Origin of the sequence: Lysobacter panacisoli, assembly GCF_009765165.1 — a bacterium.
Classification (GTDB): Bacteria; Pseudomonadota; Gammaproteobacteria; order Xanthomonadales; family Xanthomonadaceae; genus Lysobacter_J; species Lysobacter_J panacisoli.
In genome coordinates this window covers 251,957-276,452 of the sequence record NZ_VLNU01000001.1, presented here as the reverse complement: position 1 = coordinate 276,452, position 24,496 = coordinate 251,957, and the positions used below count along the sequence as shown (strand labels likewise).

Sequence of the window (24,496 nt, the reverse complement as noted above, 5' to 3'; positions counted from 1 at the left end):
AGACGATGACCATCGAAAGCGCCGCCATCATCGGCGGCGGATTGTCCGGACTCGCCGCAGGCCTGCACCTGGCGCGCGAGGGCGTGCAGGTCGACGTGTTCGAAGCGCGCGACGACGTGGGCGGCTGCTGCTCGACCGCGAACGTCGGCGGCTACACGTTCAACGAAGGCGCGATGTTCCTCGCCGTGCCGCAGTTGCTCGATTCGGTGTACGCGCGGCTTGGGCTGGATCGCGCCGCGCTGCTGCCGCTGAAGCGGATCGAGGTGCCGCAGGCGAGCGTCCTCGATTCGGGGACGCGTGTCGTGCTCGGGCCGGATCGTTCGCTGCGCATCGAGGGTGCAGACGAGGCGGCGCGCACGCTTGCCGCCAATGCCGAACTGGCGCGTTTCCTCGACCGCTGGCGGCCGGTACTGCGCGTGTTCGCCGACGATCTGCTGACCCGGCCGATGTCGCTCACCCACGTGCTTGCCAGCGCATGGCGCTACCTGCCGCAGCTGCGCGGCACGCTGGCGCAGGAACTCACGCGCGCGTTCGACGATGTCGACGTGCGCGCGGCGATGTCGGCGGCGGCGCTGTACACCGGGATCGCGCCGGAACGCACGCCGATCTTCCAGATCGTCGGCATCGTCTCGATGTTCGAGGACGGCGTGCATCTGCCCGAGCGCGGCATGGGCGCCATCGCGGACGGACTGGCGCAGGCCCTGCGCGATGCAGGCGGGCGCATCCATCTCGGCACGACGGTCGAACGCATCGAGCTGCAGGGCGGACGCGCACGTGCGCTGCGCATCGCCGGGCAGGAGGAGCGCGCATTCGATGCGGTGGTGTCCACCGTGGGCGGCATGAACACCTTCGAACGCCTGCTCGATCCCGGCCAAGTGCCGACGGCGATGCGTCGCCGCGCGCGCAAGGCGCCGCTCTCGCACCGCGCGCTCGGTGTACAGCTGGGATTGCGCAATCGGCTTGCGCCGGAGGCGTTCTGCATCAACCACGTGCCGGCGATGGAACAGCAGCACCGCATGCACCGACCGCTGCCGGCCGACAGCGCATGGCTCAGCTACACCGTGCCCAGCACCGTTCTGCCGCAGTTGGCGCCGGAGGGCGGCAGCGTGGTCGAGCTGTACGCGGGCGTCGATCCGGACCTGCCGATGGATGCCTGGGACGAGGACACCACGCGGCGCGCGGCCGACGAAGCCATCGCGCGGCTGGCCCGGCACGAGACGCTCGACATCGCGCAGGCGCGCATCGTCACGCCGCGCGAGCACGCCCGCCGCCTGCACCTGTACGAGGGTGCGCTGTACGGGCTCTCGCCTGCGGCGACGCCGCAGCAGCAGTTCCCGCACCGTACGCCGATCGACGGGCTGTATCTCGCCGGGCAGACCACGTATCCGGGGTTCGGCGTGGCGACCTCGCTGTGGTCGGGCGTGTTCGCGGGCGATGAAGCGCTCGGGCGCGGATGAATGGCCGCGCTAGGCCGCGAGTCAGCCCGGTCGTCGTATTCTTCGAATAGAACCCGTCGCATCGAGGCGCACCTGGCGCCGATTCATGCATCGACGGCGGTTCTCGTTTTTCATGGCTCTTGCCGAACTGCCCCCGGAGAACTCCTTCCGACATGCCCAGACGTACCGGACTGTTGCTGATCTGCCTGGCGTTGGCGGCCTGCCAGCGCCCGGAACCGGTGACCCACGGCATGGTGATCGAGGAAGCCGGCAGCCCGCAGGAAGGCGGCGCGATCAGCACCGAACCGGTGAAGGTCGCGCCCGCGCGGCCCGACACGCGACGTCCGCCCAAGACGCCGATTCTTGAACCCATCCGCCCGGCCACGTCCGTGAAGCGCGACGTCGACTGGTCGCCGCTGGAGCTGACCGCCGGAACCGCGTCGATCAGCTGCGAGCTCGACTACGTCGCGCTGGGCGACGGCGAACCGCTGGCGAAGCTCGACCACGATGGTGTGCGCGCCGCGCTCGCGCCGTGCGCGCAGGGCGGGGTTGCGCGGCTGCGCTACAAGGGCAAGATCACCGGCGAATTCGGCTCGCTGGTCGAACGCGTCACCCGCGTCGCCGACGAGCTGGGCATCGGCAAGCGCGTGCTCGACGTCGATTCGGCCGGCGGCCAGGTCGAGGACGCGATCCAGGCCGGCGATTTCATCGCCGAATCGCGCTGGACGATCTGGGTGCGCGAAGGCGCGATCTGCCACAGCGCCTGCGTGTTCATCCTCAGCGCCGGCGACACGCGGATGATCGCGGGGCAGGTGGGCATCCACCGGATCATCCGCATGAGCTCCACCGCGACCACGCGCGCGGAACTCAACGCCGAACTGCGCGTGGTCTACGAGCGCGTCAGCGATTATCTGGAGCGCAACGGCGCGGCGGTGGCCGTGGCCGACCTGATGATGGCCGTGCCCAACCGCAGCCTGCGCCTGCTCACCGCCGACGAACTGCAGCTGTACGGGCTCGACGGCGTCAATCCGGCGCAGGACGACCTCGATCGCCTGCGCCTGATGCGCAAATGCGGCGAGGATTTCGTCAGTCGCCGCGATTCGTTCGCGCGCGCGTTCGACAAGCGTTGCAAGCAACCCGACACCGACCTGGACGCGCTCAACGCCTGCGGCCTGGCGTTGCGCACCGACTTCGGTTTCCCCGACAACACCTGTCCGGCGGAAAGCCCGCTGTCCGAGTTCGACCGCGACACCGCGACCCTGACGCCGCCGAAAAACCGGCAGAGCGGTCCGCAGGCCGTCACCGCGAAGAGTCCACCGAAGCAGGGCGACGGCGACAGCTGACACGGCGCCCGTGGCCATCGCGGCCGCGACGGGCAGCCCACCATCTCCGTGCTAGTGTCCGGCGCAACCCATCGGGAGCGGGGCGGAGATGGACGAGCGTTACTCGTTGCTGCGCGGCGGTCCGATCTATCGCCTGTCGAGGGTCGGTGGCTCGGACCGGTTGTCCGCTCCTCTGCTCGCCGGTGCACTGGTGGCGATCGTGCTGGTTCCGGCGGTGGTCATGACCCTGCTGCACGGAACGCTGCTCGGCGGCGTCGCGGTACCGTTCGTGCGCGATTACACGGTCTGGACACGCTTCCTCCTGGCGATGCCACTGCTGGTGCTCGCCGCACCGATGGCGGATGAACGCCTGTGGCGCGCGCTGCACCACCTGCGCGGCCTGGTCCTGCCCCACGACCACGAACGCTTCGAGTCGACGGTCGCTCGGCTGCGCCGATGGCGCGACAGCAGCTTTCCCGAACTCACGCTGTTCGTCCTGGCGGTCGCCGCCTCGTACCTCGCTCCGCAACTGCCACTGTACGAACAGGTAGGCAACTGGCGCAGCGGCGCGCACGGTCTGACGCCGGCCGGCCTGTGGATCCACTGGCTCGGAATGCCCGTGTTCCGCTTCCTCTTCTTCCTGTGGCTGTGGCGACTGCTGCTGTGGATCTGCCTGCTCGCGCGCTTCGCGCGGCTGGAGTTGGCGCTGCATGCCGCACATCCGGACGGTCGCGGCGGCCTGGCATTCCTGGGCTTCGCGCAGACCGCCTTCATCGTGCTTCCGCTGGCGGGCGGCCTGATGGTGGGGGGCAGCTGCGCGGTCGAGATCGAATACCTGGGCACCACACTGCACAGCCTGCGTTTCGTGCTGCTGGGCTACGTGGTGCTGGCGCTGGCGATGATGATGGCGCCGTTGCTGCTGCTGGCGCCGCGACTGGCCGCGCTCAAGCGCGCGGGCCTGTTCGCGTATGGCGCGCTAGGGACCGACTGCACCGAGGAGTTCGAGCAGAAGTGGCTCGGGCGCGCGCGCGGCGATGCCGCGCCGATCATCGAGGCCGGTGATCCTTCCGCGCTGGCTGACCTCACCGGTGTCTACTCGACGGTCAGCAACATGGTCACGGTGCCCGTCCAGCGCTTCGTGCTGATCCAGTTCCTGGTCGCATCCATCGCGCCACTGCTGCCGCTGGCGCTGCTGGTGATGCCGGTGGACGAACTGTTCGAGAAGCTGTTCTCGACGCTGGTCTAGCCCACGTCGACGACGACGATCTCCACGTCGTCCACCACCACCCGCTGGCCCGCGCGGATCTTGCAGGTCTTGCGCAGTTCCACTTCGCCGTCCACGCGTACCGCGCCGCTGGCGACGATGGCCTTGCCGGCGCCGCCGCTGTCGCACAGGCCGACCAGCTTGAGCAGCTGGTTGAGTTCGACGTGGTCGCGGTCGAGTTCGAATTCGATGTGCTGCATGGTCGGGCGTTCGGCGTTCGGTGCGGGCGAGGGGCGCTCAGGGTCGCAGCGAGTCGGGCATCGCGCAATGGCCGCCTTCGCACAGCGCCCGCTTCTGCTCCGGCTTCAGGCGCTTGATCGCGTGCTCGGCGCGGCTGGCGCTCGAACGGTCGGGGTAGGGGAACTGCGCCAGCAACCGGTGCGGTGGTCGCGATCGGGTGTAGCGCGCGCCCTTGCCCGCCGCATGCTGCGCGTAACGGCGCGCCACGTCGGTGGTGATGCCGGTGTACAGGCTGCCGTCGCGGCATTCGAGCAGGTAGACGAACCAGGCGGACATCGGCGCAGCGTAGCCGAGTCCGCCGCCGCGGTCATTCGCGCTCGAAGCGGACGATCTCGTCCAGCGCGGCCTGCGCGCGGGCCAGGCCGCGGCCGGCGTTGCCTTCGTCCAGCGCCTGGCCCACGTGCCGGCGCTGGGGCTGGTGCGTCCAGCGATACCACCACAACGTCGCCAGCAATCCCGCGATGCCGATCGGCACGCCGACGTAGTAGACGCTGTCGTCGATCGGCGCACCGAACAGCCACTCGAACGCGATCGCCATCAGCGGCATCCACAGCAGCCAGAACGGCAGGCCGAGCCACGGCGCGACGCGCGTGCGCCACAAGCGCAGGTGCAGCAGCGACTTCTGGATCGTCAGCACCGGCCGCGCGTAGTCGATGCGCGTGAGCAGCAGCAGTTCCATCACCGCCGAGACGATCAGCCCCACGCTCCACGCGTGCATCAGCAGGCCGGACACAAGCAGCGCAAGCGAATCCGTATGCGCGATCCAGAACCGCGCGAACGTCACCGTCAGCACGAAGCCCACCACCAGCTGCACGACCTGTCCCCAGAACAGCGGACGCAGGCTCGCGCGCGCCTTGTCGATGCGGCTTTCGCGCAGCAGGTGCAGGCTCAGCTCATTGCTTTGCTGCAGGCGACGGTCGAGCGTCTGCCAGGCCAGCTTGAGTTCGTCCAGTTCCATAGTCGGCTCCCGGTGGCTCACGCCACGTCCTGGCGGATCCGCTGCTTGAGGCGGCTGATCCGGGTGGTCACGTTGGTCTCGCTGATGCCGATGATCTCGGCGATTTCGCGCGTGCTGCGCTCTTCGAGGTACAGCAGAAGCACCGCGCGGTGGAGCGGGTCGAGCGCGGCGATGAAACGCTGCAGCGCCAGCAGGCGTCGCCGCGCGTCGAGGTCGATGCCGCTGTCGTCGACCAGTTCCGGTGCGTCCTCCAGCGGCACATCGGCGCGCTGGCGTGGCGCCTGCCCGCGCAGGAACGAGATCGCCACGTTCAGCGCGATGCGGTACATCCACGTCGAGAACGGTCGCCGCGCGTCGTAACCGGGAAACGCGCGCCACAGCTGCGCGGCGATGTCCTGTGCGAGGTCGGCACGGTCGTCGGGGCGCGCATAGCTGGCGGCGATCTTCAGCACGATCCCGCGGTGTTCCTGCAGCAGGCTTTCGAACTGCGTTCGCGCGTCCGCGGTCATGCTGGCCGTGTGCTCCATCGGTGCCGTCCCTCGTTGCCTACGACAGGGTGATTCGCAGGCAGGGGCGGATCGTCACAGGTAGTCGTACAGGCGGTAGATCCAGGACAGCTCGTAGACGATGGCGAAGGCGACGAAGGCGCGGTGGAACCACTCCGCGCGCACCCGCATCGCCAGCAGGCACAGCACGATGTAGGTCGCGTTGCGGATCGGGTACTCGATGCCGAAGTGCTCGTAGTACGGCCGGCCCTTGATGAGCGTGTCGACGAAATCGATCAGGTACAGCACCGCCATGATCCCGAAGAACCACGGCCGCCGTGACTGGAAGTAGTCGCGCCAGCCGCTGTACTCGGCCAGGTCGTCGGGGAACAGTAGCGTGCACAGCACGAACAGCACGACCACGTAGAGGATCAGGAACGCGTACGCGGTGAAGCTCCACGGGTGCACGCGCACCAGGCCGTACTGCCACCACCAGAAATGCACCACGAGGATGAACATCGACAACGCCCACGCCAGGTGGACGCCGTAGATGCGGTCGCGCCCGGGATGCTGGACGAACTTCGCCATGCCCTTGAGCAGCGTCGTCAGGGCCAGGCCCAGGACGATGCCGAGGACGATGCGGATGTGCGTGAACTGCGGATCGGTGGCCGTGGCTTCCATGAGCGTCCGTCGTGGCCGGCAGTGGCCGCAGCATAGGCCAATCGCGGTCGAGGCCGGGGTGAACGCAGCAGCGCGACGGATTAGCTGCGATCATGGCGCATGTCCGACGCAACGCCCCACGATTTCGCCGACCTGTCGCTCGCGCCGCCCCTGCTGCAGGGCGTGCAGGCGCTGGGTTACACCCACATGACGCCGGTGCAGGCGCACAGCCTGCCGGCCATCCTCGCTGGCCGCGACCTGATCGCGCAGGCCCCCACTGGCAGCGGCAAGACCGCGGCCTTCGGCCTGGGCCTCCTGCATGGACTCGACGCCGCGCAGAGCGGCACGCAGGCGCTGGTGCTGTGCCCGACCCGCGAGCTGTCCGACCAGGTCGGCAAGCAGCTGCGCAAGCTCGCCTTCGCCATCCCCAACCTGAAGCTGTCGATCCTGTGCGGCGGCATGCCGCTGGCGCCGCAGCTGGCCTCGCTCGAACACGCGCCGCACGTCGTCGTCGGCACGCCGGGTCGCATCCAGGAACTGCTGCGCAAGCGCGCGCTCGACATCTCGACGCTGCGCACGCTGGTCTTCGACGAAGCCGACCGCATGCTCGACATGGGCTTCGAGGAACCGATCCGCGACATCGTCGGACGCACGCCGAAGACGCGACAGGGACTGCTGTTCTCAGCGACGTTCCCCGAAGGCGTGCGCGCGATCGCGCGCAACCTGCTGCGCGATCCGGTCGAGGTGACAGTCGCCGGCGGCGAGCGCCACGGCGCGATCGAGCAGCGCTTCTACGAGATCGATCCCGCGCGCAAGACGCCGCTGCTGGCGGCGCTGCTGCTGCAGGAGAAGCCGGAGTCGTGCGTGGTGTTCTGCAACATGCGCAAGGACGTCGATGAAGTCGCCGGCTCGCTCGCGCATTACGGCTTCACCGCGCTCGCGCTGCACGGCGACCTGGAACAGCGCGACCGCGACGAAGTGCTGGTGCGCTTTTCCAACCGCAGCTGCAACGTGCTGGTCGCCAGCGACGTTGCCGCGCGCGGGCTGGACGTGAAGGAGCTCGCGGTGGTGGTGAACTACGACGTGCCCAGCGACGCCGACACCTACGTGCACCGCATCGGCCGCACCGGTCGTGCCGGACGCGACGGTGTCGCGCTGACGCTGTGCAGTGCGCGCGAGCGCAATCGCGTGTCGGCCATCGAGGAACGCGAGGGCACGCCGCTGGCGTGGTTCAAGGCGACGCCGCTGTCGGGCAAGGCCAGCAACGTGCCGGCCGCGCCGATGACGACGTTGCGCATCGACGCGGGGCGAGGCGACAAACTGCGTCCAGGCGACATCCTCGGCGCGCTGACCGGCGATGCGGGACTGAAGGCGGATGCGGTCGGCAAGATCGACGTGTTCGCGACGCGTTCGTACGTCGCGGTCGCACGCGGCCAGGCCGCGCAGGCGCTGGCGCGCTTGCGCGAGGGGAAGATCAAGGGAAGGAAGTTCCGGGTCAGCCGGCTCTGAGGTTGTCTGCCAATGCGTGGACGAAGGTCCGCCGCAACGGGCAGCGCATCGCACATGCCAACCCACACTCCAACCCCTCTCCCGGTGGGAGAGGGGCTCGACCACTCGCGCTGATGAAGGTGGCGCGCGTCAGCGCTGGTTGAACGCCCACTTGCCCGGGCCGAGCAGCGCGACCGCTGCGGCGCCGCTCAGGTACATCAGCTGCAGTTCGATCGCCCAGCCGCCCTGTTCGTTGAGGCGGCCGAAATCGCCCAGGTGCACCAGGTAGAGCGCGAACAGCATGTTGACCACGATCAGGATGCCGCCGATGCGCGAGAAGAATCCGGTGATGACCAGCAGCGGTGCGATCACCTCGCCGATGATCACGCCGTAAGCGAAGAAACCGGGGAAGCCCTGGGTTTCGACCAGCTTGAAGATGCCGTCGAGGCCGCCTTCGAGCTTGGACAGGCCGTGCAGGAAAACCAGTACGCCGAGCGTGATGCGGAGAATCAGCTTGCCGGTGTCTTGCTGGGTGCTGCTGTTCATGGCGGTACCCCGGGTTGGTCGGACAGGCGGATGGTCAGTCAGGGCCGGGCGCGGCGCAACTGGCCGGGCGGGTCAGCGCACGGGCAGCGCGATGCGCCGGCCCTGCCAGTCGAGGATCACCCCGTCGGCGGCGATCTCGGCGACCACCGCCGCACCGACGCGGTCGCCCTGGCCGACCCGGGTGCCGTCGATGATCGCGAAGCGCTGCTCCGGCGTCGGGCCCCACATGTGCATGCTGATCTTCAGCGGCGGCAGCTGCTCGCGCTCGCCGGCCGACAGGTCGGCCACGCGCAGCGGCGGCGCGGTGGCGTCGCTCGCGGACGCGGGGGGCGGTGGTGCGGATGCCACGGTCGGTGGCGGGATCGGCATGGTGTCGATCGGTTCCGGCGCGGGCGGCGCGGCAGGCGCGACTGCCGGGCTGGTCGGGCTGGTCGGCGGCGGAGCCGGTCGTACCGGCGGTCCGGTCACGATGGCGACGGCTTCGGGCGGCGTCTGGATCAGTGGGGGTTCGACCGGCACCTGCGCGGGCGGCGGGCCCGATGACGCGATCGTATCGGCGGGTGTCGCGGCCGGCGCAGGCGGCGTGGCCGCGATCGGCATCCCGGCCGGCCATCGACTGGCGACCAGCACGCCCGCTGCCGCAAGCAGCAGCGCGCCGGCGATCCACCACGCGTGCGCCAGGCGTCGCCGCGGCGGCGCGACCTGCGAGATCGGCGGCAGCTCGGCGTGCAGGTCCGGCACCTGGCCACGGCGGCGTTCGGCTTCGGACTTGCGCAGGGCGTCGAGGATCAGCGACATCGTTTACTCCGTCCGTCCCGCGCTGCGTTCGGTCGCCGCCAGCGCCATCAGCGTGGCCGGGCCGACCACGCCGTCGTCGCTCAGCCCGCGGTCGCGCTGGAAGCGCCGGATCGCGGCCTGCATCTCGGCGTCGAACACCGCCGGTCCATCACCGAGCCCGGGCAAATACCGGGGCTGCAGGCGTTCGCCGATCCAGTCCACCACACTGCCCGTCGCGCCTGGGCGCAGCGGCTCGCTCTGCAGGGCGGCCACGAAGGCTTCCGCTTCGAGGTTCGCGACCGGGCGCTCGGGATTCGTGGGCGTCGCGGGTTTCACAGCCGTCGCGGCGACCGCGGGCCTCGCCGGCTTCGCCTCGGCCGGTGCGCGCGTCCACCACCAGGCGACGACGACCACGGCGACCAGCATCGCCGCGACTGCCGGCAGCGCGATGGCCCATCGTCGCGGCTTCGGCGACGCGGGCAGCACTTCGGCCGCCGCGCGATCGACCCAGCGCGCATCGATCAGCGGCACGTCGTGCGCATAACCGGCGAGCAGGCTGCGTTCGGCGATGGCGTTGATCAGCCGCGGCACGCCGCCGGAATGACGGTGGATGCGCTTGAGCGCGGAAGCGTCGAATGGAAAACGCTGGCCGCCGGCGATGCGGAAACGATGCCGCAGGTATTCGCTGGTTTCCGTCGCGTCCAGCGGCATCAGGTGATAGCGCGCGGTGATGCGCTGCGCGAGCTGGCGCATGTCCTCGCGGGCGAGGATGCGGCGCAGTTCCGGCTGCCCCAGCAGCACGATCTGCAGCAGCTTCTGCGTCGGCGTTTCCAGGTTGGTGAGCAGGCGCACCTGTTCCAGCGCATCGACCGACAGGTTCTGCGCCTCGTCGATCGCCAGCACCACGCGCAGGCCGCGTGCGTAGGCATCGAGCAGGAAGGAGTTGAGCGCATCGACCAGCGCCTTGATGCTGCCGCGCGCGCCTTCGGGCAGCGCGACATGCAGTTCCTCGCAGATCGTCTCGAGCAGTTCGACGGGCGTCAGCCGCGGATTGAGCACCAGTGCCACGCGCGTGTTCTCGGGCACCTGTTCCAGCAGCAGGCGGCACAGCGTGGTCTTGCCGGTGCCGACTTCGCCGGTCAGCTGCACGAAACCGCCGCCGCCGCCCTGGCCGATGCCGAACAGCAGATGCGCGAGCGCATCGCGGTGGCGCTCGCTCAGGAAGACGAAGCGCGGATCCGGCGTGATCGAGAACGGCGGCTCGGTCAGGCCGTAGTGCTCGAGGTACATGCGCCTCCCGTGGAGCGGGTCATGGCGGCGACATTACTACGAAGACGCCGGTTCATTCCGCCGCGCCCTTGGCCTCCGCCGTGCCGAGCACCTCCGGGTGCTGCAGCGGCCGTGGTTTGCCGAGCATCGGGTGGATGAACACGGCCGCCAGGATGATCGCCATGCCCACGTAGAACACCGTGGTCAGCTCGCGCTGTTCGCCCAGCAGCAGCACCGCCAGCACGATCGCGTAGACCGGTTCCAGGTTCACCGCGAGCTGCTGCGCGAAGGCGCTCATGTGGCGCAGCGCGACCAGCGATAGCGTGAACGGGAGCAGGGTGCAGGCCAGCGCCAGGGCGAGCAGCAGCCAGGCGTCGTGCGCGGTCGGCACGACGAGCAGCGGACCGGCGAAGGCGGGGAAGAGCAGCGGCATCAGCGGTGCGAGCGCGGTCAGCACAAGCGTGCCGGCGCCCAGCTCCAGCGCGGTCACGGTGAGCGGATCGCCGTGTTCGACCATGCGCTTGTTGAGCGAACCGAACACCGCCACCAGCAGTGCCGACAGCGCGCCCACCGCGATGCCCACGCGCATTCCGGCGGGCACGCCGCCGACTACCAGCACCACACCGGGCAGCACCATCAGGCCCAGCGCGAGTTCGCGCTTGGAGAAGCGCGTGCGCGTGAGCCACGGTTCGATCATCGCCACGAACACCGTGCCCAGCGCCATGCACGTCGCGCCAACGGACGCGTTCGACAGCTTGATCGCGCCGTAGAACGTGAGCCAGTGCAGCGCGACGAGTGCGCCAATGCCGGCATAGGCGAGCATCACCTTCGGCGACATCGCGCGCAGCCCGCGCCATACGCGCGGGACCAGCGCCAGTGCAGCGACCACCAGCAGCATCCGCCACCACACCAGCGGCAGCGCGGGCAGGGTGATGAGCTTGCCCAGGATCGCGGTGAATCCCCACAGCAGCACGCAGAAGTGGATTTGCAGGTGCGCCTTGCGTTCGGAATTCATGCGGGTGGGGCGGTGGGCGAGGGCGGGTATTGTCGCCGGCTTTTCCCTTCTCCCCTTGTGGGAGAAGGTGCCCCGAAGGGGCGGAAGAGGGGCGCTCTTCGCGCCCCACCCCTCTCCCTGGCCGCCTTCGGCGGCCTGTCCCTCTCCCGCAAGGGGAGAGGGGAGACGTTTGCGGTGCTCGGCCGAAACGGGCTGTCTCCTTCTCCCCTTGCGGGAGAAGGTGGCGCGAAGCGCCGGAAGAGGGGCGCCCGCCAATCTGACACCCGTCACATTTGCCCATCAAGGCAAAAAGTTTGCCAATTTATTAACAATTGGCTTTAGGCTGATGGGCACATCGCCCTGGGGAGAGCACATGAGTCAGCATCGCAGTCGTCTGTTCCGCGCGGTCCACGCCGCGCTCTGGATTTCCGGAGGACTGTTCGCCAGTTCCGCCGCCTTCGCGCAGCAGACTCCGCCGGTGACCGGCGAGCCGGCAACCCCGGCCGAGGAACGCGCCGAGGAAAGCGGCAAGGCCACGACGCTGGAAACCGTCTCCGTGCTCGGCTCGCGCCGCATCCAGCGCTCGTCCGACACCGCTTCGATGTCGCCGGTGGACGTGCTGCCGATGAACGAGGCCGTCCAGGAAGGCGCGCAGTTCGACCTGGCCCAGACCCTGCAGTACGCCTCGCCCTCGTTCACCTCGACCCGCCAGACCGGCGCGGACGGCGCGGACCTGGTCGACGGCGCCGCGCTGCGCGGCCTGGGGTCGGACCAGACCCTGGTGCTGGTCAACGGCAAGCGCCACCACACCGTCTCGCTGGTCAACATCTACGGCGCGCGCAATCGCGGCAACACCGGTACCGACCTCAACGCGATCCCGGTCATGGCGATCGACGCGGTCGAAGTGCTGCGCGACGGCGCGGCCGCGCAGTACGGCTCCGACGCCATCGCCGGCGTCATGAACATCTCGCTCAAGCGCCGCAAGGGCTGCGAGGCCGTCGCCGGTTACGGCGAATACACCCGCGGCGATGGCGAGAACTGGCTCGCGACCGCGTACTGCGGCGCCGAACTGTCCACCGGCGGCATGATCTCCGTCACTGGCGAATGGCAGGACCGCGGCCGTTCCGACCGCTCCGAGCCCAAGGGCAGCCCGCGCATCATCGGCGACTCGGAAATCCAGAACCGCACCGTCTACCTCAACGGCGATACGCCGCTGGGCGAGGCCGCCGAGGTCTACTTCACCGCCGGCATGCAGGACCGCGATGCGTCGTCCGCCGCGTTCGCGCGCGAAGGCGTCGGCTCCGAGGACATCCCCTCGCGCAACTCCGAGGCGATGTACCCGGACGGCTTCGTGCCCTTCATCGACGGCGACCTGCAGGACCGCTACGGAATCATCGGCCTGCGCGGCGACGTCGGTCAGTGGCACTGGGACGTCTCGCACACCTACGGCTACAACGAGCTGCGTTACACGATCAACAACACGCTCAATGCCTCGCTCGCCAACCTCGACCTGATCAACGGCGGCCCGGGCGTGAGCCCGACCAGCTTCGACGCGGGCGGTTTCTCGTTCGAGCAGAACACCACCAACGCCGACGTGTCGCGTTACTTCGACACCGTGCTGAGCGGCCTCAACATCGCCTTCGGCCTGGAAAGCCGCCGCGAGGAGTACCGCATCGTCGCCGGCGAGCCGGGCTCGTACCTGGACTACGACGGTGCGGGCGAGGGCGGCAATCCGGGCAGCCAGGGCTTCCCGGGCTTCCAGCCCAGCGACGTCACCGACCGCTCGCGCGACAGCTGGGCCGCGTACGCGGACGTGGAAGTCGATTTCACCGACCGCTTCATGATGGGCTTCGCCGCGCGCTACGAGGACTACAGCGACTTCGGCACCACGCTCGACGGCAAGATCGCCGCCGGCTTCCGAGCCAGCGACAGCGTGCTGCTGCGCGGTTCGGTCAGCACCGGCTTCCGCGCGCCGTCGCTGCAGCAGAAGTACTTCTCCTCGACCATCACCGACTTCATCAGCGGCGAGCCGGTGGACGTGGTGATCGCCTCCAACGACAGCGAGCTGGCCCGCCTGGCCGGCATTCCGAATCTGACCGAGGAAACCTCGCAGAGCGCCACGCTCGGCCTGACCTGGACCCCGATGTCGGACCTGTCGCTGACGCTGGACCTGTACCGCATCGACATCGACGACCGCATCGTCCTCAGCGGCGACTTCGACACCAGCGATCCGACCATCGGGCCGATCCTGGAAGCGATGGACGTCGGCCTGGCGCGCTTCTTCTTCAACTCGGTCGACACCCGCACCGAAGGCGCGGACCTCACGGTCACCTACGACTTCGACTGGGCCAACGCGCACTGGAGCACGTACTTCGGCGCGAACTACAGCAAGACCGACGTGACCAAGGTCCACACCCCGCCGGCGCTGGAAGGCCGCGAAGACGTGCTGCTGTCGGAGCGCGACGAGCTGTTCGTCGAGAACGGCGCGCCGCGCAGCAAGGCGGTGCTCGGCGTGGACTACGAGCGCGGCCCGTGGGAACTCAACGCCAAGGGCATCTACTTCGGCGAGCAGACCCTGGGCACGTTCTCCGGCACCGCCGCCGGCGTACCGAACCAGCACTACGCAACCAAGGCCTCGGCCGACGTGAGCGCGACCTACGCCTTCACCGAGAACACCAAGCTCACCGTCGGTGGCGCCAACGTGTTCGACACCTTCCCGACCCGGCAGAATCCGGACGAGACCGACAACGGACACGTGTTCGAGAGCGTCCAGTTCGGCCTCAACGGTGCGTCGTGGTACGTGAGGCTGTGGCACCGTTTCTGATCGCGGCCTGACGCCAGTTTTACCACCCCTCTCCCGCAACGGGAGAGGGGCTCGCCCCGCAGTCGGAGCGCACTGGCGCTCCTCGTGATCCCGACATGAGCAACGCCCTCATCGCCCACCTGCACGACCTGCTCGATCCACTGGGCACGGTCACCACGCGGGCAATGTTCGGCGGCCACGGCGTGTACGTGGACGGCGTGATGCTCGGCGTGATCATGGAAGAGGCGCTGTACCTGAAGGTCGACGCGGAAACGCAGCTGCATTTCGAGGCCGCGGGCAGCCAGCCCTACGTCTACCTCGGGCAGGAATCGCCGATCACGATGAGCTACTGGTCGGTGCCGGAAGCCGCGATGGAATCCGCCGCCGCGATGCGGCCCTGGGCCGACCTGGCGCGCGCCGCGGCGCTGCGGCATGGGCGTGGGAAGAAGCGGTAGCGTGGGCTGTTCCCTCTCCCCTTGCGGGAGAGGGACAGGCGCGAAGCGCCAGGGAGAGGGGTGGGACGCCCACTGGTGTAGCGCGCTTCGCACGCCCCCCTCTTCCGCCCTTCGAGCACCTTCTCCCACAAGGGGAGAAGGAAAAGAAATGCTCGTCCTCCCGGCTTGTCGATTCCCGTCATCCCCGTTCGTCGAACCCATGAAGGCCGCGAGAACGCCGGCCGCCAACGACGAGGGATCACGATGCCTGCTTTCCGTTTCGCGCTTCGCTCCACGCTCTCGGCCGCGCTGGCCGCGGCCTGCTCCGTTGCCGCCGCCGCGCCGGCCGTGTACGAGATCGACCCGGCGCACACCTTCCCCAGTTTCGAAGCCGACCACATGGGAATGTCGTCGTGGCGCGGCAAGTTCAACGGCAGCAGTGGCGAGATCGCGCTGGACAAGGCCGCCGGCAAGGGCTCGGTGAAGGTCGTGATCGATGCGTCCAGCATCGATTTCGGACTTGACGCGATGAACGACAAGGCGCGCGGCGATGAGCTGTTCGACACCGCGAAGTTCCCGCAGGCCACCTACACCGGCACGCTCGCCGATTTCCGCGACGGCATGCCGACGAAAGTGCGCGGCCAGCTCACCCTGCACGGCGTCACGCGACCGCTCGACCTGGACATCGCGCGTTTCAAGTGCATGCCGCACCCGCTCAACAAGCGCGACTGGTGTGGTGCGGACGCTTCGGCGACGTTCCGCCGCGACGAGTTCGGCATCGATGCCGGCAAGGACTGGGGCTTCGACATGAACGTGACCCTGCGCATCCAGGTCGAGGCCGTGGCGAAGCAGTAAGGCGCAGTCGACTCGTCGCTAACGAGCGCTGTCGCATCATGCGGCTTCGTGCCGCGATCAACGCAAGGAGTGAAACGATGGCTTTCTATGTGGATGGTTTTGTCTTGCCGGTTCCGAGGGACGGCCTGGACGCGTACAAGAAGCTGGCGCGTATGGCCTGCAAGATCTGGCTGGAATACGGTGCGCTGGAGTACCACGAATGCGTCGCCGACGACGTGCAGCCGGGCAAGGTCACCTCGTTCCCGCAGGCGGTGAAGCTCAAGCCGGACGAGGTCGTGGTGTTCTCCTGGATCGTCTACAAATCGCGCAAGGCGCGTGACAGGATCAACGCGCAGGTGATGAAGGATCCGCGCCTGGCCGGCATGGATCCCAAGAGCCTGCCGTTCGACGGCAAGCGCATGTTCTGGGGCGGCTTCAAGCCCATCGTGTCGAAGGTCGCGGAGTAGCCGCGGCCATCGCCTTCAGCCGGCCGCCGCGCACTCCGCGGCGCGCTGGCGCAGCAATGCCTGTTCGCGCGCGTTGCGGGTCATGTCCGCGGCGCGTTCGAATTCCACGCGCGCTTCGTCCAGCCGCCCGAGCTTCTTCAGCAGGTCGCCGCGCACGCTCGGCAGCAGGTGGTAGTCCTTCAGCGCGGGTTCGCCGGTCAGTGCATCGACCAGCGCCAGTCCCGCGGCCGGACCGAACAGCATCGACAGCGCGACGGCGCGGTTAAGTTCGATGATCGGCGAGGGCGCGATGCGCGCGAGCGCGGCGTAGAGGCCCGCGATCGATGCCCAGTCGGTGTCCTGCGCGGTGAGCGCGCGTGCGTGGCAGGCCGCGATCGCCGCCTGTAGCGTGTAGGGACCGTCGGACAGATCCTGCGCGGCGTTGATCTTCTGCGCGCGTTCCAGTGCCGTCAGTCCGCGGTGGATCAACAACTGGTCCCAACGCGCGCGATTCTGTTCCAGCAGCAATACCGGTTCGCCGTCGGGACCGACGCGCGCCGCCGAGCGCGAGGCCTGGATCTCCATCAGCGCGACCAGGCCGAACACCTCGGCTTCCTTCGGCATCAGTTCGGCGAGGATGCGGCCCAGCCGCAGTGCGTCCTCGCACAGGCCCGGGCGCATCCAGTCGTCGCCGGCGGTGGCCGAGTAGCCTTCGTTGAAGATCAGGTAGATCACCGACAGCACCGACGACAGGCGTTGCGCCAGTTCCTCGCCGCGCGGCACTTCGTACGGCACCTGCTTCTCGGCAAGCGTGCGCTTGGCGCGCACGATGCGCTGGGCGATGGTCGTTTCAGGCGCGAGGAACGCGCGTGCGATCTCGTCGGTGGTGAGGCCGCCGAGCAGGCGCAGCGTCAGCGCGACCTGCGCCGGACGCGGCAGCACCGGATGGCAGGCGGTGAAGACCAGCCGCAGCAGGTCGTCGCCGAACGGATCGTCGAGCGTTTCGAGGTGGCGATCGTCGGCGTCGTCCTGTTCGGACTCCAGCTCGCGCGCGATCTCCTCGTGCTTGCGCTGCAGCAGCTTGCCGCGACGGAGGCGGTCGATCGCGCGATGCTTGGCCGTGGCCATCAGCCACGCGCCGGGCTGGTCCGGCACACCGCTCTGTGGCCACTTTTCCAGTGCCGCGACCAGCGCGTCCTGGGCCAGTTCCTCCGCCAGTCCCACGTCGCGCAGCATGCGCGCGAGCGTGGCGATCAGGCGGGCGGATTCGATGCGCCAGACGGCATCGATGGTGCGATGGATGTCGGTCGCCGTCATGGCGCCCGATCAGACCACCGCATCGCGCCATCCGCAAGTGCGGATGGATGCATCTGGCGTGATGGCGCGTTCAGCGTGACGGTCAGCGCGTCTCGGCGATGCGCTTCAGATTCCGCAGGCCTTCCTCGAAGTCCTTGCCGATCATCGTGTCCATGTCGAACACCAGGCCGAACACCTTGCCCATGAACGGCTGTGCGCCCTGCATAGACCACGTCACCCGGCTCGCATCGCCTTCGGGCTCGATGCTGAACTGCGCGACATTGTTCGCCTTCATCGGCCGGGTGAAGTCGAGCTGGATCGTCACGTTGCGTGCGGGCTCGGTGCCGACGATCTCCATGCGTCCTTCGCCGGCCTTGGAATTGCCGTTCCAGGCATAGGTCGCGCCGACGCCCCGCGCCGCGCCGCCGATCTCGCGCTTCATGTCCGGATCGAGCTTCTCGTACGGCGACCACGCCTGCCAGCGATGGAAATCGTCGATCTGCTCGAAGATGCGCTGCGGCGGTGCCTGCACGAGCACGCTGCGTTCGACGCGGAACGAATCGGGCCGGGTCGCGGCGAACGCCAGCACGGCGATGACGACGATGACGATGGCCAGGGCGATGAACTTCAACATGGGCTGTTCCTTCAGTGGGATGGGGTGTGTGGTGCGCGTTGCATCTGCTCGAAGCCTGCGGCGGCTTCCTGCACGTCTTCGGGAAAGTCGCCGAACTCCTGCACCTGGCGCACTTCGATCACTTCGTTGTCGCTGGCGGGACAGCGCGAGGCCCAGGCGATGGCTTCCTCGCGCGATTTAACCTGGATCATCCAGTAGCCGCCGAGCACGTCCTTCGCTTCCGGGAACGGCCCGTCGGTGACGTGCGGACGGCCTGACGCGAAGCTCACGCGCGCGCCCATCGACGGCGGATGCAGGCCGTCGAGCGCGAGCAGAACGCCGGCCTTCTGCAGGGCTTCGTTGTATTTCATCATCGCGGCGACGCGATCGGCCGGCGGCATCGCGCCGGGCTCGGCGCTTTCGTAACCGTTCGGGATCATCAGCATCATGAAACGCATGGCGGTTCTCCTTGGTGCGGAGCGTTACGCGTTCTTCGGCGGTTCGCCGGACATGTGCACGAACTCCCACAGGTGTCCGTCCAGGTCCTCGAAACCGTGCTGGTACATGAAGCCGTGGTCCTGCACGGGCATCGGCGTCTTCGCACCGCCGGCGACGGCCTTGGCGACGATCGCATCGACTGCGTCGCGGCTGTCGAGCGACAGGCAGATGATGCTTTCGGTGGTCGTGTGCGCGTCGGCGACCGGCTTCTTCGTGAAGCCCTGGAAGAACGGCTGCGCCAGCAACATCACGTGGATGCTGCCTTCGCTGACGACCATGCAGGTGCCGTTCTCGTCGGTGAAGTCGGGATTGAACGCGTAGCCGAGCGACTCGAAGAACGCCTTCGAGCGCGGCAGGTCCTTGCAGGGGAGGTTGACGAAGATCTGGGAGGGCATCGGGTGTGTCCTTGGGGTTTGTGTGGGTTTCAGCGATTTGCCGCGATCACGTGTCGTGTTCGCAATTGACCATCCACGGCACGCCGAAGCGGTCGACGAACATGCCGAAGCGCGCGGCCCAGAAGGTCTTGTCCAGCGGCATCACGATGTGCCCGCCTTCCGACAGCGCGTTGAACACGCGTTCGGCTTCGGCAACGGAATCGACGTTGAGCGCGATAGAGCAGCCCTTCACGCCGTCGTAGGGATGCTCGGGCATCGAATCCGAGCCCATCAGCGCCTGGTCGCCGACGATCAGCCGCGCGTGCATGATCCGGTCGCGGTGCGACTCGGGAACGTGGCTGCACGCGGGCGTGTCGCCGAAGCGGCTGAGCGCCTCGATCGTGCCGCCCAGGCATTCCGCGTAGAAGCGGAACGCGGCTTCGCACTGGTCTTCGAAGGCGAGGTAGGCGTTGATCTTCATGGTCGTGTCCCGGTCCTCGGAGGGGATTACTGCCGTGCAGTGATCTGCTCGGCGATGCGCTGCTGCTGTTCGAGCAGTTCCGGCGTGAGTTCGCCGCCGCAGGCGCCGAATTCGTACACCTGGCGGATCTCGATCTCGCTCTGGCCGCCGTCGGGGTTCGGGCAGCGCTTCACCCATTCGACCGCTTCCTGCAGCGACGCGGTCTGGAACAGCCAGTAGCCGGCGATCAGTTCCTTGGTCTCCGCGAACGGACCATCGATCACGCTGCGCTTGTCGCCGTCGAAGCGAACGCGCGCGCCCTGTGCGCTGGCGTAGAGGCCTTCGCCGGCCAGCATCACGCCGGCCTTGGCCAGTTCCTCGTTGTAGCGGCCCATCTGGGTCAGCAGTTCCGCGCTCGGCATCTGGCCGGCTTCGGATTCGGGCGTTGCCTTCACGATCACCATGAACTTCATCGTCGTCACCTGTCGGGGAGGGAGCCGGCCCCAGTGGCGGGCTCTTGTCATGAGGACGAAGCACGCCGGGCGGAATCGACACGCCCGGCGGAAAATTTTTCGCGACTCAGCTGCGGACCGTGTCCAGCAGCCAGTCCACCAGCGTCTGCGCGGCGGGACGCAGGCGGCGATGCGCGGGATAGACGATGAAGTAACCCCAGCGGGCGGTCAGTTCCGGGCCGGGCAGGCGGATGAGTTCGCCGCGCTCGAAGTAGGGCGCGGCGATCCGCGAACGCGCCAGCGAAACGCCCAGGCCGTGCACTGCGGCGTTCATCGCGTCGGTGGTATCGCTGAAGCTGTACCGCTCGTCGAGCCGCGGGCCGTGCACGTTCGCGCCGCGGAACCAGTCGTGCCAGCCCTGGCGCGCGTGGTCGGAAATCAGCGGCTGGCGGGCGATGTCGGCCGGCGTGCGGATGTCCGGCAGCGCCGGGTAGGACGGCGAGGCGACCGGGAACAGCGCCTCGTCCATCAGGAAATGCGAGGTCAGCCCGGGCCAGTGGCCGGGGCCGTGACGGATGCCGAGGTCCGGACCGCCGTCGTCGAAACGGGTGAGGGCGATCTCGGTGTCCACGCTCAGCCGTACCTGCGGATGCGTCCGGGTGAACGCCGGCAGGCGCGGCATCAGCCAGGTGTAGGCGAGGGAGTGCAGGGTGGTTAGGCGCACGCGGTCGTGTTCCTCGCGCGCGCCGCGCAGGCTGCGCAGCACGCCTTCGACGTCGGCCAGCGCACTGCCTGCGGCGTCGGCCAGCTGGCGGCCCTCGGCGGTCAGCGAGACACCGCGCGCATGGCGCTGGAACAGGGCCACGCCCAGGCGCGATTCGAGCTTGCGCACGTGGTGGCTGACCGCGCTCGCGGTGAGGTGCAGTTCCTCCGCGGCGTGGGCGAAGTTCTGGTGCCGGGCGGCCGATTCGAATGCTGTCAGGGCCGGGAGCCAATCCGCGCGCAATGCCATGTCGAGCCTCAAGCCAGATTCAAGTCTGCCTTCGAAAGTATGCGCTTGTAAGGCTCTCAGGCGGAATCACAATGTGCGTTCCGGCATGAGCCAGATTTCTGTCAGAGGCTGAAAGGACATGGAGCCCGTGCACAACACCGGCCACATCGCGATGCGGGCGCTCGACGTCGACGCGGTGCCCGCGCTGGACATCGGCGATGGCTGCACGCGGCGCGACCTTCCCGCCGGGCCCGGCCTGCGCGCGTGGGTGGTCGACATGGCGCCCGGTGCGCAGTGGCCGGCGCTGGAGCACCACGAAACCGGTGAGTCGTACTATGTGATCAGCGGCGAGGTGATCGAAGGCGATGCGCGCCACGGCGCGGGCACCTACGTGTATTTCGCGCCGGACAGCCGGCATCGCCCGCACACGCGCACCGGCGTGCGGCTGATCGGCTTCAACCTCGGCGATACGGCGTTCCTCGCCGCGGGTGGCAGCCCCGAATCCATCGTCCACTGCTACCACCCCACGCAGGGTTGAGTCCCGGCGCGGTCATGCTTTCCCTCCCCACGAGGTCCCGATGAACACTGTGGCTTCCGCTCCCGATTTGTCCGGCACACGCGAACGCGGCTGGATGACCCCGCTCGAACTGGCGATCCTCGGTGCGATCTGGGGCGCATCGTTCCTGTTCATGCGCGTGTCCGCGAAGGACTTCGGTGCGATGCCGCTGGTCGAGGTGCGACTGGCGCTGGGATCGCTGGTGCTGCTGCCGTTCCTGTGGCGCTCGCGTGCGAAGTTTCCGTTGAACCTGTGGCCGAAGATCGCGCTGATCGGCGCGATCAATTCCGCGCTGCCGTTCATGCTGTTCGCCTGGTCGGCGCAGCGTGCGCCGGCCGGCATCGGCGCGATCGCCAACGCGATGACGGTGCTGTTCACCGCACTGGTGGGCTTCCTGTTCTTCGGCGAGAAGATCGGCGCGCGCCGCGCGATCGCACTGATCGCGGGATTCGTCGGCGTGGTCGTGCTGGCCGGCGACAAGACCGCCGGCGGCGAGAACGTCGCGTGGGCCGTGGCCGCAGGCGCGCTGGCGTCGTTCCTCTACGGCGTGGGCATCAACCTGGTGCGCCGCCACCTGACCGGCCTGCCGCCCGCGGCAGTGGCTTCGGCGACGCTTGGCACCTCGGCGCTGCTGACATTGCCGTTCGCGCTCGCGAACTGGCCGACGCATGCGATCCCCGCCGCGTCGTGGTTCTCCGCCTCGATGCTCGGCATCGTGTGCACGGGCCTGGCCTTCGTCATGTACTACCGCCTGATCGCGCGCATCGGCGCGAGCCGTGCGTCGACCGTGACCTACCTGATCCCGGTGTTCGGCGTCGCCTGGGCCTGGATGCTGCTGGACGAGCCGCTGACGGTGAAGATGGGCATCGCCGGCGCGCTGATCCTCGGCAGCGTGGCGTTGAGCCAGCGGGCGAAGTAAGGATGTTCCCTTCTCCCCTCGCGGGAGAAGGTGGCGCGAAGCGCCGGAAGAGGGGGCGAGGCGCGTCAACGTTCAACCCCTCTCCCTGGCCGCCTTCGGCGGCCTGTCCCTCTCCCACAAGGGGAGAGGGAAAACCACAGGGATTCGCCACATGACCGACAAGCGCGTCGTCTTCGATTTCGAGATCGCCTTCACCAACGGTGGCGGCATACAGGGACAGGATTTCCGCCTCGACATCGACGGCGACGACATCGACGATGCCGCGCTGGTCGACTACATCGTGCGCGACCTGCGCCTGCTGATGGTCGGTCCGGCGCGCATCCTCAACAAGAAGATCATCATCGAGCCGCACAAGCGCAAGGCCGATGACGGGTCATCGCGCCGCGTCTACGTCGAACTCAGCCACGTCATCGAAGACGGGCTGGTCACCTATCCCGGCCTGCCGGCCGCGCGCGTGTGCGACTACCTCAGCCGCGAGCGTTCGCGCGAGGTGTACGCGCCGGGCACGGAATTCCAGATCGCCAAGATCGAGATGGTCGCCAACACCGGCACCTACCTCGACTGCCCGTCCCACCGCTACGAACACGGCGACGATCTGTCGCAGATCCGGCCCGAATCGTTCTGCGACCTCGACGCGATCGTCGTGCGCGCCGACCACGCGACGGTGCGCGCGATCGATGCCTCGTGGTTCCTCGACCGCGAGATCCGCGGCCGCGCGGTGCTGGTGCACACCGGCTGGGACGCCTACTGGCGCGAGGCGTCGTATGCGGTGGAGCATCCGTTCCTGACGCAGGACGCCGCCGAATACCTGCGCGACTGCGGCGTGAAGCTGGTCGGCATCGATTCGATGAACATCGACGACACGTCCAGTGACGGCACGCGCGGCAAGGAACGCCCGGTGCATTCGACGCTGCTCGGCGCCGACATCCTGATCGTCGAGCACCTGACCAACCTCGGCGCGCTGCCGGACGACGGCTTCGAGTTCAGTGCGATGCCGCCGAAGGTGCGCGGAGCGGGCACGTTCCCGGTGCGGGCGATGGCGAAGCTGCGCTAGCGCTTCAATCCCTCGCCCGCGATGTCGAATCCTTCGGGCATCGATTCCTTCCCGGCGATGCGCGACTGCGCGCGCGCCAGGCTCGCGCCCGTCACGGCCCACACCAGCGCGATGCAGGCACCGATCAGCGCGGCGATGGCCGGATGCTGCGCCAGCATGTCCACCAGCGTCTTGGCCCAGCCGCTGACCGCATCCGCGCCGCGATAGACCACGCTATCGATGAAGTTCTTGGCCTTGTACTTGGCCTCGGTGGGTACGACGGTGAAGAGCATCTCGCGGCCCGGCCGCACGAATGCGTATTCGCCGAAGCGGCGCACCACCATCACCACCGCGAGCACCGCGAAGGTTGGCGCGAACGCCAGCCAGACGAAGCCGAGCATCGTCACCACCGGCACCGCGACCAGCAGCGCCGCCAGTCCAAGGCGCTGCACGAGGCGTCCGGTGATGAACAACTGCGAGAGGATGGTGAGGCTCTGCACGATCACGTCGATGGTGCCGAACACGCGCGTCTGGTCTTCGCGGTTCGGGAACTTCAACTCCACCAGCCGCGCCTGTTCGAAGTACAGGAACGTGCTGACGCTGGCTAGCAGCAGCACGAACAGCGAGATGCCGAGCAGGTACGGCGATTTCAGCACCGTGGTGATGCCCGCGAACGGATGGCCGCCGAGCGGACGCGCGCGCGCCGTCGCGGTGAGTTCGTCGTGCACCGGTTGCGTGTCGCGCCAGCGCTGCAGGTGGCGTGCGATCGCGATGCCCAGCACCAGCAGCGCCGACGCCAGCCAGAGCAGGCCGGCGTGGCCGATGAGACCGACCAGCGCGATGCCCAGCAGCGGGCCGACCAGTCCGCCCAGGCTCGCACCGGCCGCCATCAGCGCGAACAACCGCTTGGCCTGCGCGCTGGGGAACAGGTCCACGCACACGCTCCAGATCACCGAGATCGCGATCAGGTTGAACACCGAGATCCAGATGTAGAACGTGCGCGCGACCCACAGGTTTTCCGGATCTGCCTGGAAGCTGAGTGCGAACAGCGCCAGGTTCACCGCGAAGAAACCGAACGTCCACGGCAGGATGCGACGTCGCGGCACCTTGGTGGCGATCCAGCCGAACAGCGGCATCGCCGCCAGCGTCGCGAGGAAAGTCCCCGTGAACAGCCATTGCAGGTTGTCCACGCCGCCGGCCACGCCCATCGTTTCGCGCACCGGCCGCAGCATGAAGTAGCCGGCGAACATGACGAAGAACAATGTGGCGCCGGTCAGGACCGGGCGGGCTTCGCCCTCGGCGACTCCAAAGATGCGTGCGACGCGCGCTTGCCAGTTCATCGGATATC

28 protein-coding genes are annotated in these 24,496 nt (G+C 68.3%); 11 read left to right on the top strand and 17 right to left on the bottom strand.

Going from position 1 to position 24,496, the window contains the following annotated elements:
• The first annotated feature begins 5 nt into the window (after positions 1-5).
• From FOF45_RS01385 to FOF45_RS01375, 3 genes are all read left to right on the top strand, one after another.
• A complete protein-coding gene (locus tag FOF45_RS01385) occupies positions 6-1,457 on the top strand; it encodes a phytoene desaturase family protein (RefSeq protein ID WP_199244414.1) in 1,452 nt (483 codons plus the stop codon).
• 152 nt (positions 1,458-1,609) lie between these two features.
• On the top strand, positions 1,610-2,779 hold the full coding sequence (locus tag FOF45_RS01380; protein WP_158982248.1) for a COG3904 family protein: 1,170 nt from the start codon (positions 1,610-1,612) through the stop codon (positions 2,777-2,779).
• An 88-nt stretch (positions 2,780-2,867) separates the two neighbouring features.
• Entirely contained in the window at positions 2,868-4,004 is a 1,137-nt protein-coding gene (locus FOF45_RS01375; RefSeq protein ID WP_158982247.1) for a hypothetical protein, read from the top strand.
• On the opposite strand, the gene FOF45_RS01370 is transcribed toward FOF45_RS01375, so the two are convergent.
• From FOF45_RS01370 to FOF45_RS01350, 5 genes are read right to left on the bottom strand one after another with little or no spacing between them, the layout of a single operon-like run.
• Positions 4,001-4,222 carry an RNA-binding S4 domain-containing protein gene (locus tag FOF45_RS01370; RefSeq protein ID WP_158982246.1) on the bottom strand — a complete coding sequence of 74 codons (222 nt, stop codon included), beginning with the start codon at positions 4,220-4,222 and terminating at the stop codon, positions 4,001-4,003. The two genes, FOF45_RS01375 and FOF45_RS01370, sit on opposite strands and share 4 nt — an antisense overlap.
• Before the next feature lie 37 nt (positions 4,223-4,259).
• A complete protein-coding gene (locus FOF45_RS01365; RefSeq protein ID WP_158982245.1) occupies positions 4,260-4,538 on the bottom strand; it encodes a GIY-YIG nuclease family protein in 279 nt (92 codons plus the stop codon).
• 31 nt (positions 4,539-4,569) lie between these two features.
• Entirely contained in the window at positions 4,570-5,220 is a 651-nt protein-coding gene (locus FOF45_RS01360; protein ID WP_158982244.1) for a hypothetical protein, read from the bottom strand.
• Positions 5,221-5,237: 17 nt separating this feature from the next.
• On the bottom strand, positions 5,238-5,747 hold the full coding sequence (locus FOF45_RS01355) for an RNA polymerase sigma factor (RefSeq protein ID WP_158982243.1): 510 nt from the start codon (positions 5,745-5,747) through the stop codon (positions 5,238-5,240).
• A gap of 54 nt (positions 5,748-5,801) precedes the next feature.
• Positions 5,802-6,386 (bottom strand): hypothetical protein, encoded by a 585-nt coding sequence (locus tag FOF45_RS01350; protein ID WP_158982242.1) that lies wholly within the window; start codon positions 6,384-6,386, stop codon positions 5,802-5,804.
• A gap of 99 nt (positions 6,387-6,485) precedes the next feature.
• On the opposite strand from FOF45_RS01350, the gene dbpA reads away from it, so the two are divergent.
• The gene (gene dbpA, locus FOF45_RS01345; protein WP_158982241.1) at positions 6,486-7,874 is read left to right on the top strand and encodes an ATP-dependent RNA helicase DbpA; all 1,389 of its coding nucleotides are present in this window, start codon (positions 6,486-6,488) and stop codon (positions 7,872-7,874) included.
• Positions 7,875-8,003: 129 nt separating this feature from the next.
• Here dbpA and FOF45_RS01340 read toward each other — a convergent pair whose 3' ends face one another.
• The 4 genes from FOF45_RS01340 to FOF45_RS01325 all read right to left on the bottom strand — a co-directional run bounded on the left by FOF45_RS01340 (position 8,004) and on the right by FOF45_RS01325 (position 11,460).
• Positions 8,004-8,399 (bottom strand): DoxX family protein, encoded by a 396-nt coding sequence (locus tag FOF45_RS01340; protein WP_158982240.1) that lies wholly within the window; start codon positions 8,397-8,399, stop codon positions 8,004-8,006.
• Between the two features lie 72 nt (positions 8,400-8,471).
• Positions 8,472-9,197, bottom strand: a complete 726-nt coding sequence (locus FOF45_RS18425; protein ID WP_158982239.1) for a general secretion pathway protein GspB — start codon at positions 9,195-9,197, stop codon at positions 8,472-8,474.
• Between the two features lie 3 nt (positions 9,198-9,200).
• Entirely contained in the window at positions 9,201-10,466 is a 1,266-nt protein-coding gene (locus FOF45_RS01330) for an ExeA family protein (RefSeq protein ID WP_158982238.1), read from the bottom strand.
• A 52-nt stretch (positions 10,467-10,518) separates the two neighbouring features.
• The gene (locus tag FOF45_RS01325) at positions 10,519-11,460 is read right to left on the bottom strand and encodes a DMT family transporter (RefSeq protein ID WP_158982237.1); all 942 of its coding nucleotides are present in this window, start codon (positions 11,458-11,460) and stop codon (positions 10,519-10,521) included.
• Positions 11,461-11,812: 352 nt separating this feature from the next.
• Between FOF45_RS01325 and FOF45_RS01320 the strand changes: the two genes are divergently transcribed.
• The 4 genes from FOF45_RS01320 (at position 11,813) to FOF45_RS01305 (ending at position 15,977) form a co-directional block, all read left to right on the top strand.
• Complete coding sequence (locus tag FOF45_RS01320; protein ID WP_158982236.1) at positions 11,813-14,263, top strand: TonB-dependent receptor plug domain-containing protein; 2,451 nt, start codon at positions 11,813-11,815, stop codon at positions 14,261-14,263.
• Between the two features lie 95 nt (positions 14,264-14,358).
• Positions 14,359-14,697, top strand: coding sequence for a TfoX/Sxy family protein (locus tag FOF45_RS01315; protein ID WP_158982235.1), 339 nt, complete (start codon positions 14,359-14,361; stop codon positions 14,695-14,697).
• Positions 14,698-14,940: 243 nt separating this feature from the next.
• Positions 14,941-15,531, top strand: coding sequence for a YceI family protein (locus FOF45_RS01310; protein ID WP_158982234.1), 591 nt, complete (start codon positions 14,941-14,943; stop codon positions 15,529-15,531).
• 77 nt (positions 15,532-15,608) lie between these two features.
• Positions 15,609-15,977: a DUF1428 domain-containing protein gene (locus tag FOF45_RS01305; protein ID WP_158982233.1), complete on the top strand. Its 369-nt coding sequence runs from the start codon at positions 15,609-15,611 to the stop codon at positions 15,975-15,977.
• Between the two features lie 15 nt (positions 15,978-15,992).
• Here FOF45_RS01305 and FOF45_RS01300 read toward each other — a convergent pair whose 3' ends face one another.
• The 7 genes from FOF45_RS01300 to FOF45_RS01270 all read right to left on the bottom strand — a co-directional run bounded on the left by FOF45_RS01300 (position 15,993) and on the right by FOF45_RS01270 (position 20,661).
• Positions 15,993-17,273 carry an RNA polymerase sigma factor gene (locus FOF45_RS01300; protein WP_158982232.1) on the bottom strand — a complete coding sequence of 427 codons (1,281 nt, stop codon included), beginning with the start codon at positions 17,271-17,273 and terminating at the stop codon, positions 15,993-15,995.
• Between the two features lie 82 nt (positions 17,274-17,355).
• Complete coding sequence (locus FOF45_RS01295) at positions 17,356-17,886, bottom strand: SRPBCC family protein (protein ID WP_158982231.1); 531 nt, start codon at positions 17,884-17,886, stop codon at positions 17,356-17,358.
• An 11-nt stretch (positions 17,887-17,897) separates the two neighbouring features.
• A complete protein-coding gene (locus FOF45_RS01290; protein ID WP_158982230.1) occupies positions 17,898-18,323 on the bottom strand; it encodes a YciI family protein in 426 nt (141 codons plus the stop codon).
• 24 nt (positions 18,324-18,347) lie between these two features.
• A complete protein-coding gene (locus tag FOF45_RS01285) occupies positions 18,348-18,758 on the bottom strand; it encodes a VOC family protein (protein ID WP_158982229.1) in 411 nt (136 codons plus the stop codon).
• A gap of 46 nt (positions 18,759-18,804) precedes the next feature.
• The gene (locus FOF45_RS01280) at positions 18,805-19,218 is read right to left on the bottom strand and encodes a VOC family protein (protein ID WP_158982228.1); all 414 of its coding nucleotides are present in this window, start codon (positions 19,216-19,218) and stop codon (positions 18,805-18,807) included.
• 26 nt (positions 19,219-19,244) lie between these two features.
• Positions 19,245-19,670 (bottom strand): YciI family protein, encoded by a 426-nt coding sequence (locus FOF45_RS01275; protein ID WP_158982227.1) that lies wholly within the window; start codon positions 19,668-19,670, stop codon positions 19,245-19,247.
• Positions 19,671-19,776: 106 nt separating this feature from the next.
• Positions 19,777-20,661, bottom strand: coding sequence for a LysR substrate-binding domain-containing protein (locus tag FOF45_RS01270; RefSeq protein ID WP_158982226.1), 885 nt, complete (start codon positions 20,659-20,661; stop codon positions 19,777-19,779).
• Positions 20,662-20,779: 118 nt separating this feature from the next.
• On the opposite strand from FOF45_RS01270, the gene FOF45_RS01265 reads away from it, so the two are divergent.
• The 3 genes from FOF45_RS01265 (at position 20,780) to FOF45_RS01255 (ending at position 23,169) form a co-directional block, all read left to right on the top strand.
• Positions 20,780-21,178 (top strand): cupin domain-containing protein, encoded by a 399-nt coding sequence (locus FOF45_RS01265; protein ID WP_158982225.1) that lies wholly within the window; start codon positions 20,780-20,782, stop codon positions 21,176-21,178.
• A 40-nt stretch (positions 21,179-21,218) separates the two neighbouring features.
• Positions 21,219-22,115: a DMT family transporter gene (locus FOF45_RS01260; protein WP_158982224.1), complete on the top strand. Its 897-nt coding sequence runs from the start codon at positions 21,219-21,221 to the stop codon at positions 22,113-22,115.
• Positions 22,116-22,266: 151 nt separating this feature from the next.
• Positions 22,267-23,169 (top strand): cyclase family protein, encoded by a 903-nt coding sequence (locus FOF45_RS01255; protein WP_158982223.1) that lies wholly within the window; start codon positions 22,267-22,269, stop codon positions 23,167-23,169.
• Here the strand turns inward: FOF45_RS01255 and FOF45_RS01250 are convergent.
• The gene (locus FOF45_RS01250; protein WP_158982222.1) at positions 23,166-24,488 is read right to left on the bottom strand and encodes an NTP/NDP exchange transporter; all 1,323 of its coding nucleotides are present in this window, start codon (positions 24,486-24,488) and stop codon (positions 23,166-23,168) included. The genes FOF45_RS01255 and FOF45_RS01250 overlap by 4 nt on opposite strands.
• Positions 24,489-24,496 lie beyond the last annotated feature (8 nt).

What these genes read in the sequence shown, in the direction of transcription:
- FOF45_RS01385 (WP_199244414.1), top strand. Translation starts at nt 6, where the DNA reads ATGACCATCGAAAGCGCCGCCATCATCGGCGGCGGATTGTCCGGACTC.
- FOF45_RS01380 (WP_158982248.1), top strand. Translation starts at nt 1,610, where the DNA reads ATGCCCAGACGTACCGGACTGTTGCTGATCTGCCTGGCGTTGGCGGCC.
- FOF45_RS01375 (WP_158982247.1), top strand. Translation starts at nt 2,868, where the DNA reads ATGGACGAGCGTTACTCGTTGCTGCGCGGCGGTCCGATCTATCGCCTG.
- FOF45_RS01370 (WP_158982246.1), bottom strand. Translation starts at nt 4,222, where the DNA reads ATGCAGCACATCGAATTCGAACTCGACCGCGACCACGTCGAACTCAAC.
- FOF45_RS01365 (WP_158982245.1), bottom strand. Translation starts at nt 4,538, where the DNA reads ATGTCCGCCTGGTTCGTCTACCTGCTCGAATGCCGCGACGGCAGCCTG.
- FOF45_RS01360 (WP_158982244.1), bottom strand. Translation starts at nt 5,220, where the DNA reads ATGGAACTGGACGAACTCAAGCTGGCCTGGCAGACGCTCGACCGTCGC.
- FOF45_RS01355 (WP_158982243.1), bottom strand. Translation starts at nt 5,747, where the DNA reads ATGGAGCACACGGCCAGCATGACCGCGGACGCGCGAACGCAGTTCGAA.
- FOF45_RS01350 (WP_158982242.1), bottom strand. Translation starts at nt 6,386, where the DNA reads ATGGAAGCCACGGCCACCGATCCGCAGTTCACGCACATCCGCATCGTC.
- dbpA (WP_158982241.1), top strand. Translation starts at nt 6,486, where the DNA reads ATGTCCGACGCAACGCCCCACGATTTCGCCGACCTGTCGCTCGCGCCG.
- FOF45_RS01340 (WP_158982240.1), bottom strand. Translation starts at nt 8,399, where the DNA reads ATGAACAGCAGCACCCAGCAAGACACCGGCAAGCTGATTCTCCGCATC.
- FOF45_RS18425 (WP_158982239.1), bottom strand. Translation starts at nt 9,197, where the DNA reads ATGTCGCTGATCCTCGACGCCCTGCGCAAGTCCGAAGCCGAACGCCGC.
- FOF45_RS01330 (WP_158982238.1), bottom strand. Translation starts at nt 10,466, where the DNA reads ATGTACCTCGAGCACTACGGCCTGACCGAGCCGCCGTTCTCGATCACG.
- FOF45_RS01325 (WP_158982237.1), bottom strand. Translation starts at nt 11,460, where the DNA reads ATGAATTCCGAACGCAAGGCGCACCTGCAAATCCACTTCTGCGTGCTG.
- FOF45_RS01320 (WP_158982236.1), top strand. Translation starts at nt 11,813, where the DNA reads ATGAGTCAGCATCGCAGTCGTCTGTTCCGCGCGGTCCACGCCGCGCTC.
- FOF45_RS01315 (WP_158982235.1), top strand. Translation starts at nt 14,359, where the DNA reads ATGAGCAACGCCCTCATCGCCCACCTGCACGACCTGCTCGATCCACTG.
- FOF45_RS01310 (WP_158982234.1), top strand. Translation starts at nt 14,941, where the DNA reads ATGCCTGCTTTCCGTTTCGCGCTTCGCTCCACGCTCTCGGCCGCGCTG.
- FOF45_RS01305 (WP_158982233.1), top strand. Translation starts at nt 15,609, where the DNA reads ATGGCTTTCTATGTGGATGGTTTTGTCTTGCCGGTTCCGAGGGACGGC.
- FOF45_RS01300 (WP_158982232.1), bottom strand. Translation starts at nt 17,273, where the DNA reads ATGACGGCGACCGACATCCATCGCACCATCGATGCCGTCTGGCGCATC.
- FOF45_RS01295 (WP_158982231.1), bottom strand. Translation starts at nt 17,886, where the DNA reads ATGTTGAAGTTCATCGCCCTGGCCATCGTCATCGTCGTCATCGCCGTG.
- FOF45_RS01290 (WP_158982230.1), bottom strand. Translation starts at nt 18,323, where the DNA reads ATGCGTTTCATGATGCTGATGATCCCGAACGGTTACGAAAGCGCCGAG.
- FOF45_RS01285 (WP_158982229.1), bottom strand. Translation starts at nt 18,758, where the DNA reads ATGCCCTCCCAGATCTTCGTCAACCTCCCCTGCAAGGACCTGCCGCGC.
- FOF45_RS01280 (WP_158982228.1), bottom strand. Translation starts at nt 19,218, where the DNA reads ATGAAGATCAACGCCTACCTCGCCTTCGAAGACCAGTGCGAAGCCGCG.
- FOF45_RS01275 (WP_158982227.1), bottom strand. Translation starts at nt 19,670, where the DNA reads ATGAAGTTCATGGTGATCGTGAAGGCAACGCCCGAATCCGAAGCCGGC.
- FOF45_RS01270 (WP_158982226.1), bottom strand. Translation starts at nt 20,661, where the DNA reads ATGGCATTGCGCGCGGATTGGCTCCCGGCCCTGACAGCATTCGAATCG.
- FOF45_RS01265 (WP_158982225.1), top strand. Translation starts at nt 20,780, where the DNA reads ATGGAGCCCGTGCACAACACCGGCCACATCGCGATGCGGGCGCTCGAC.
- FOF45_RS01260 (WP_158982224.1), top strand. Translation starts at nt 21,219, where the DNA reads ATGAACACTGTGGCTTCCGCTCCCGATTTGTCCGGCACACGCGAACGC.
- FOF45_RS01255 (WP_158982223.1), top strand. Translation starts at nt 22,267, where the DNA reads ATGACCGACAAGCGCGTCGTCTTCGATTTCGAGATCGCCTTCACCAAC.
- FOF45_RS01250 (WP_158982222.1), bottom strand. Translation starts at nt 24,488, where the DNA reads ATGAACTGGCAAGCGCGCGTCGCACGCATCTTTGGAGTCGCCGAGGGC.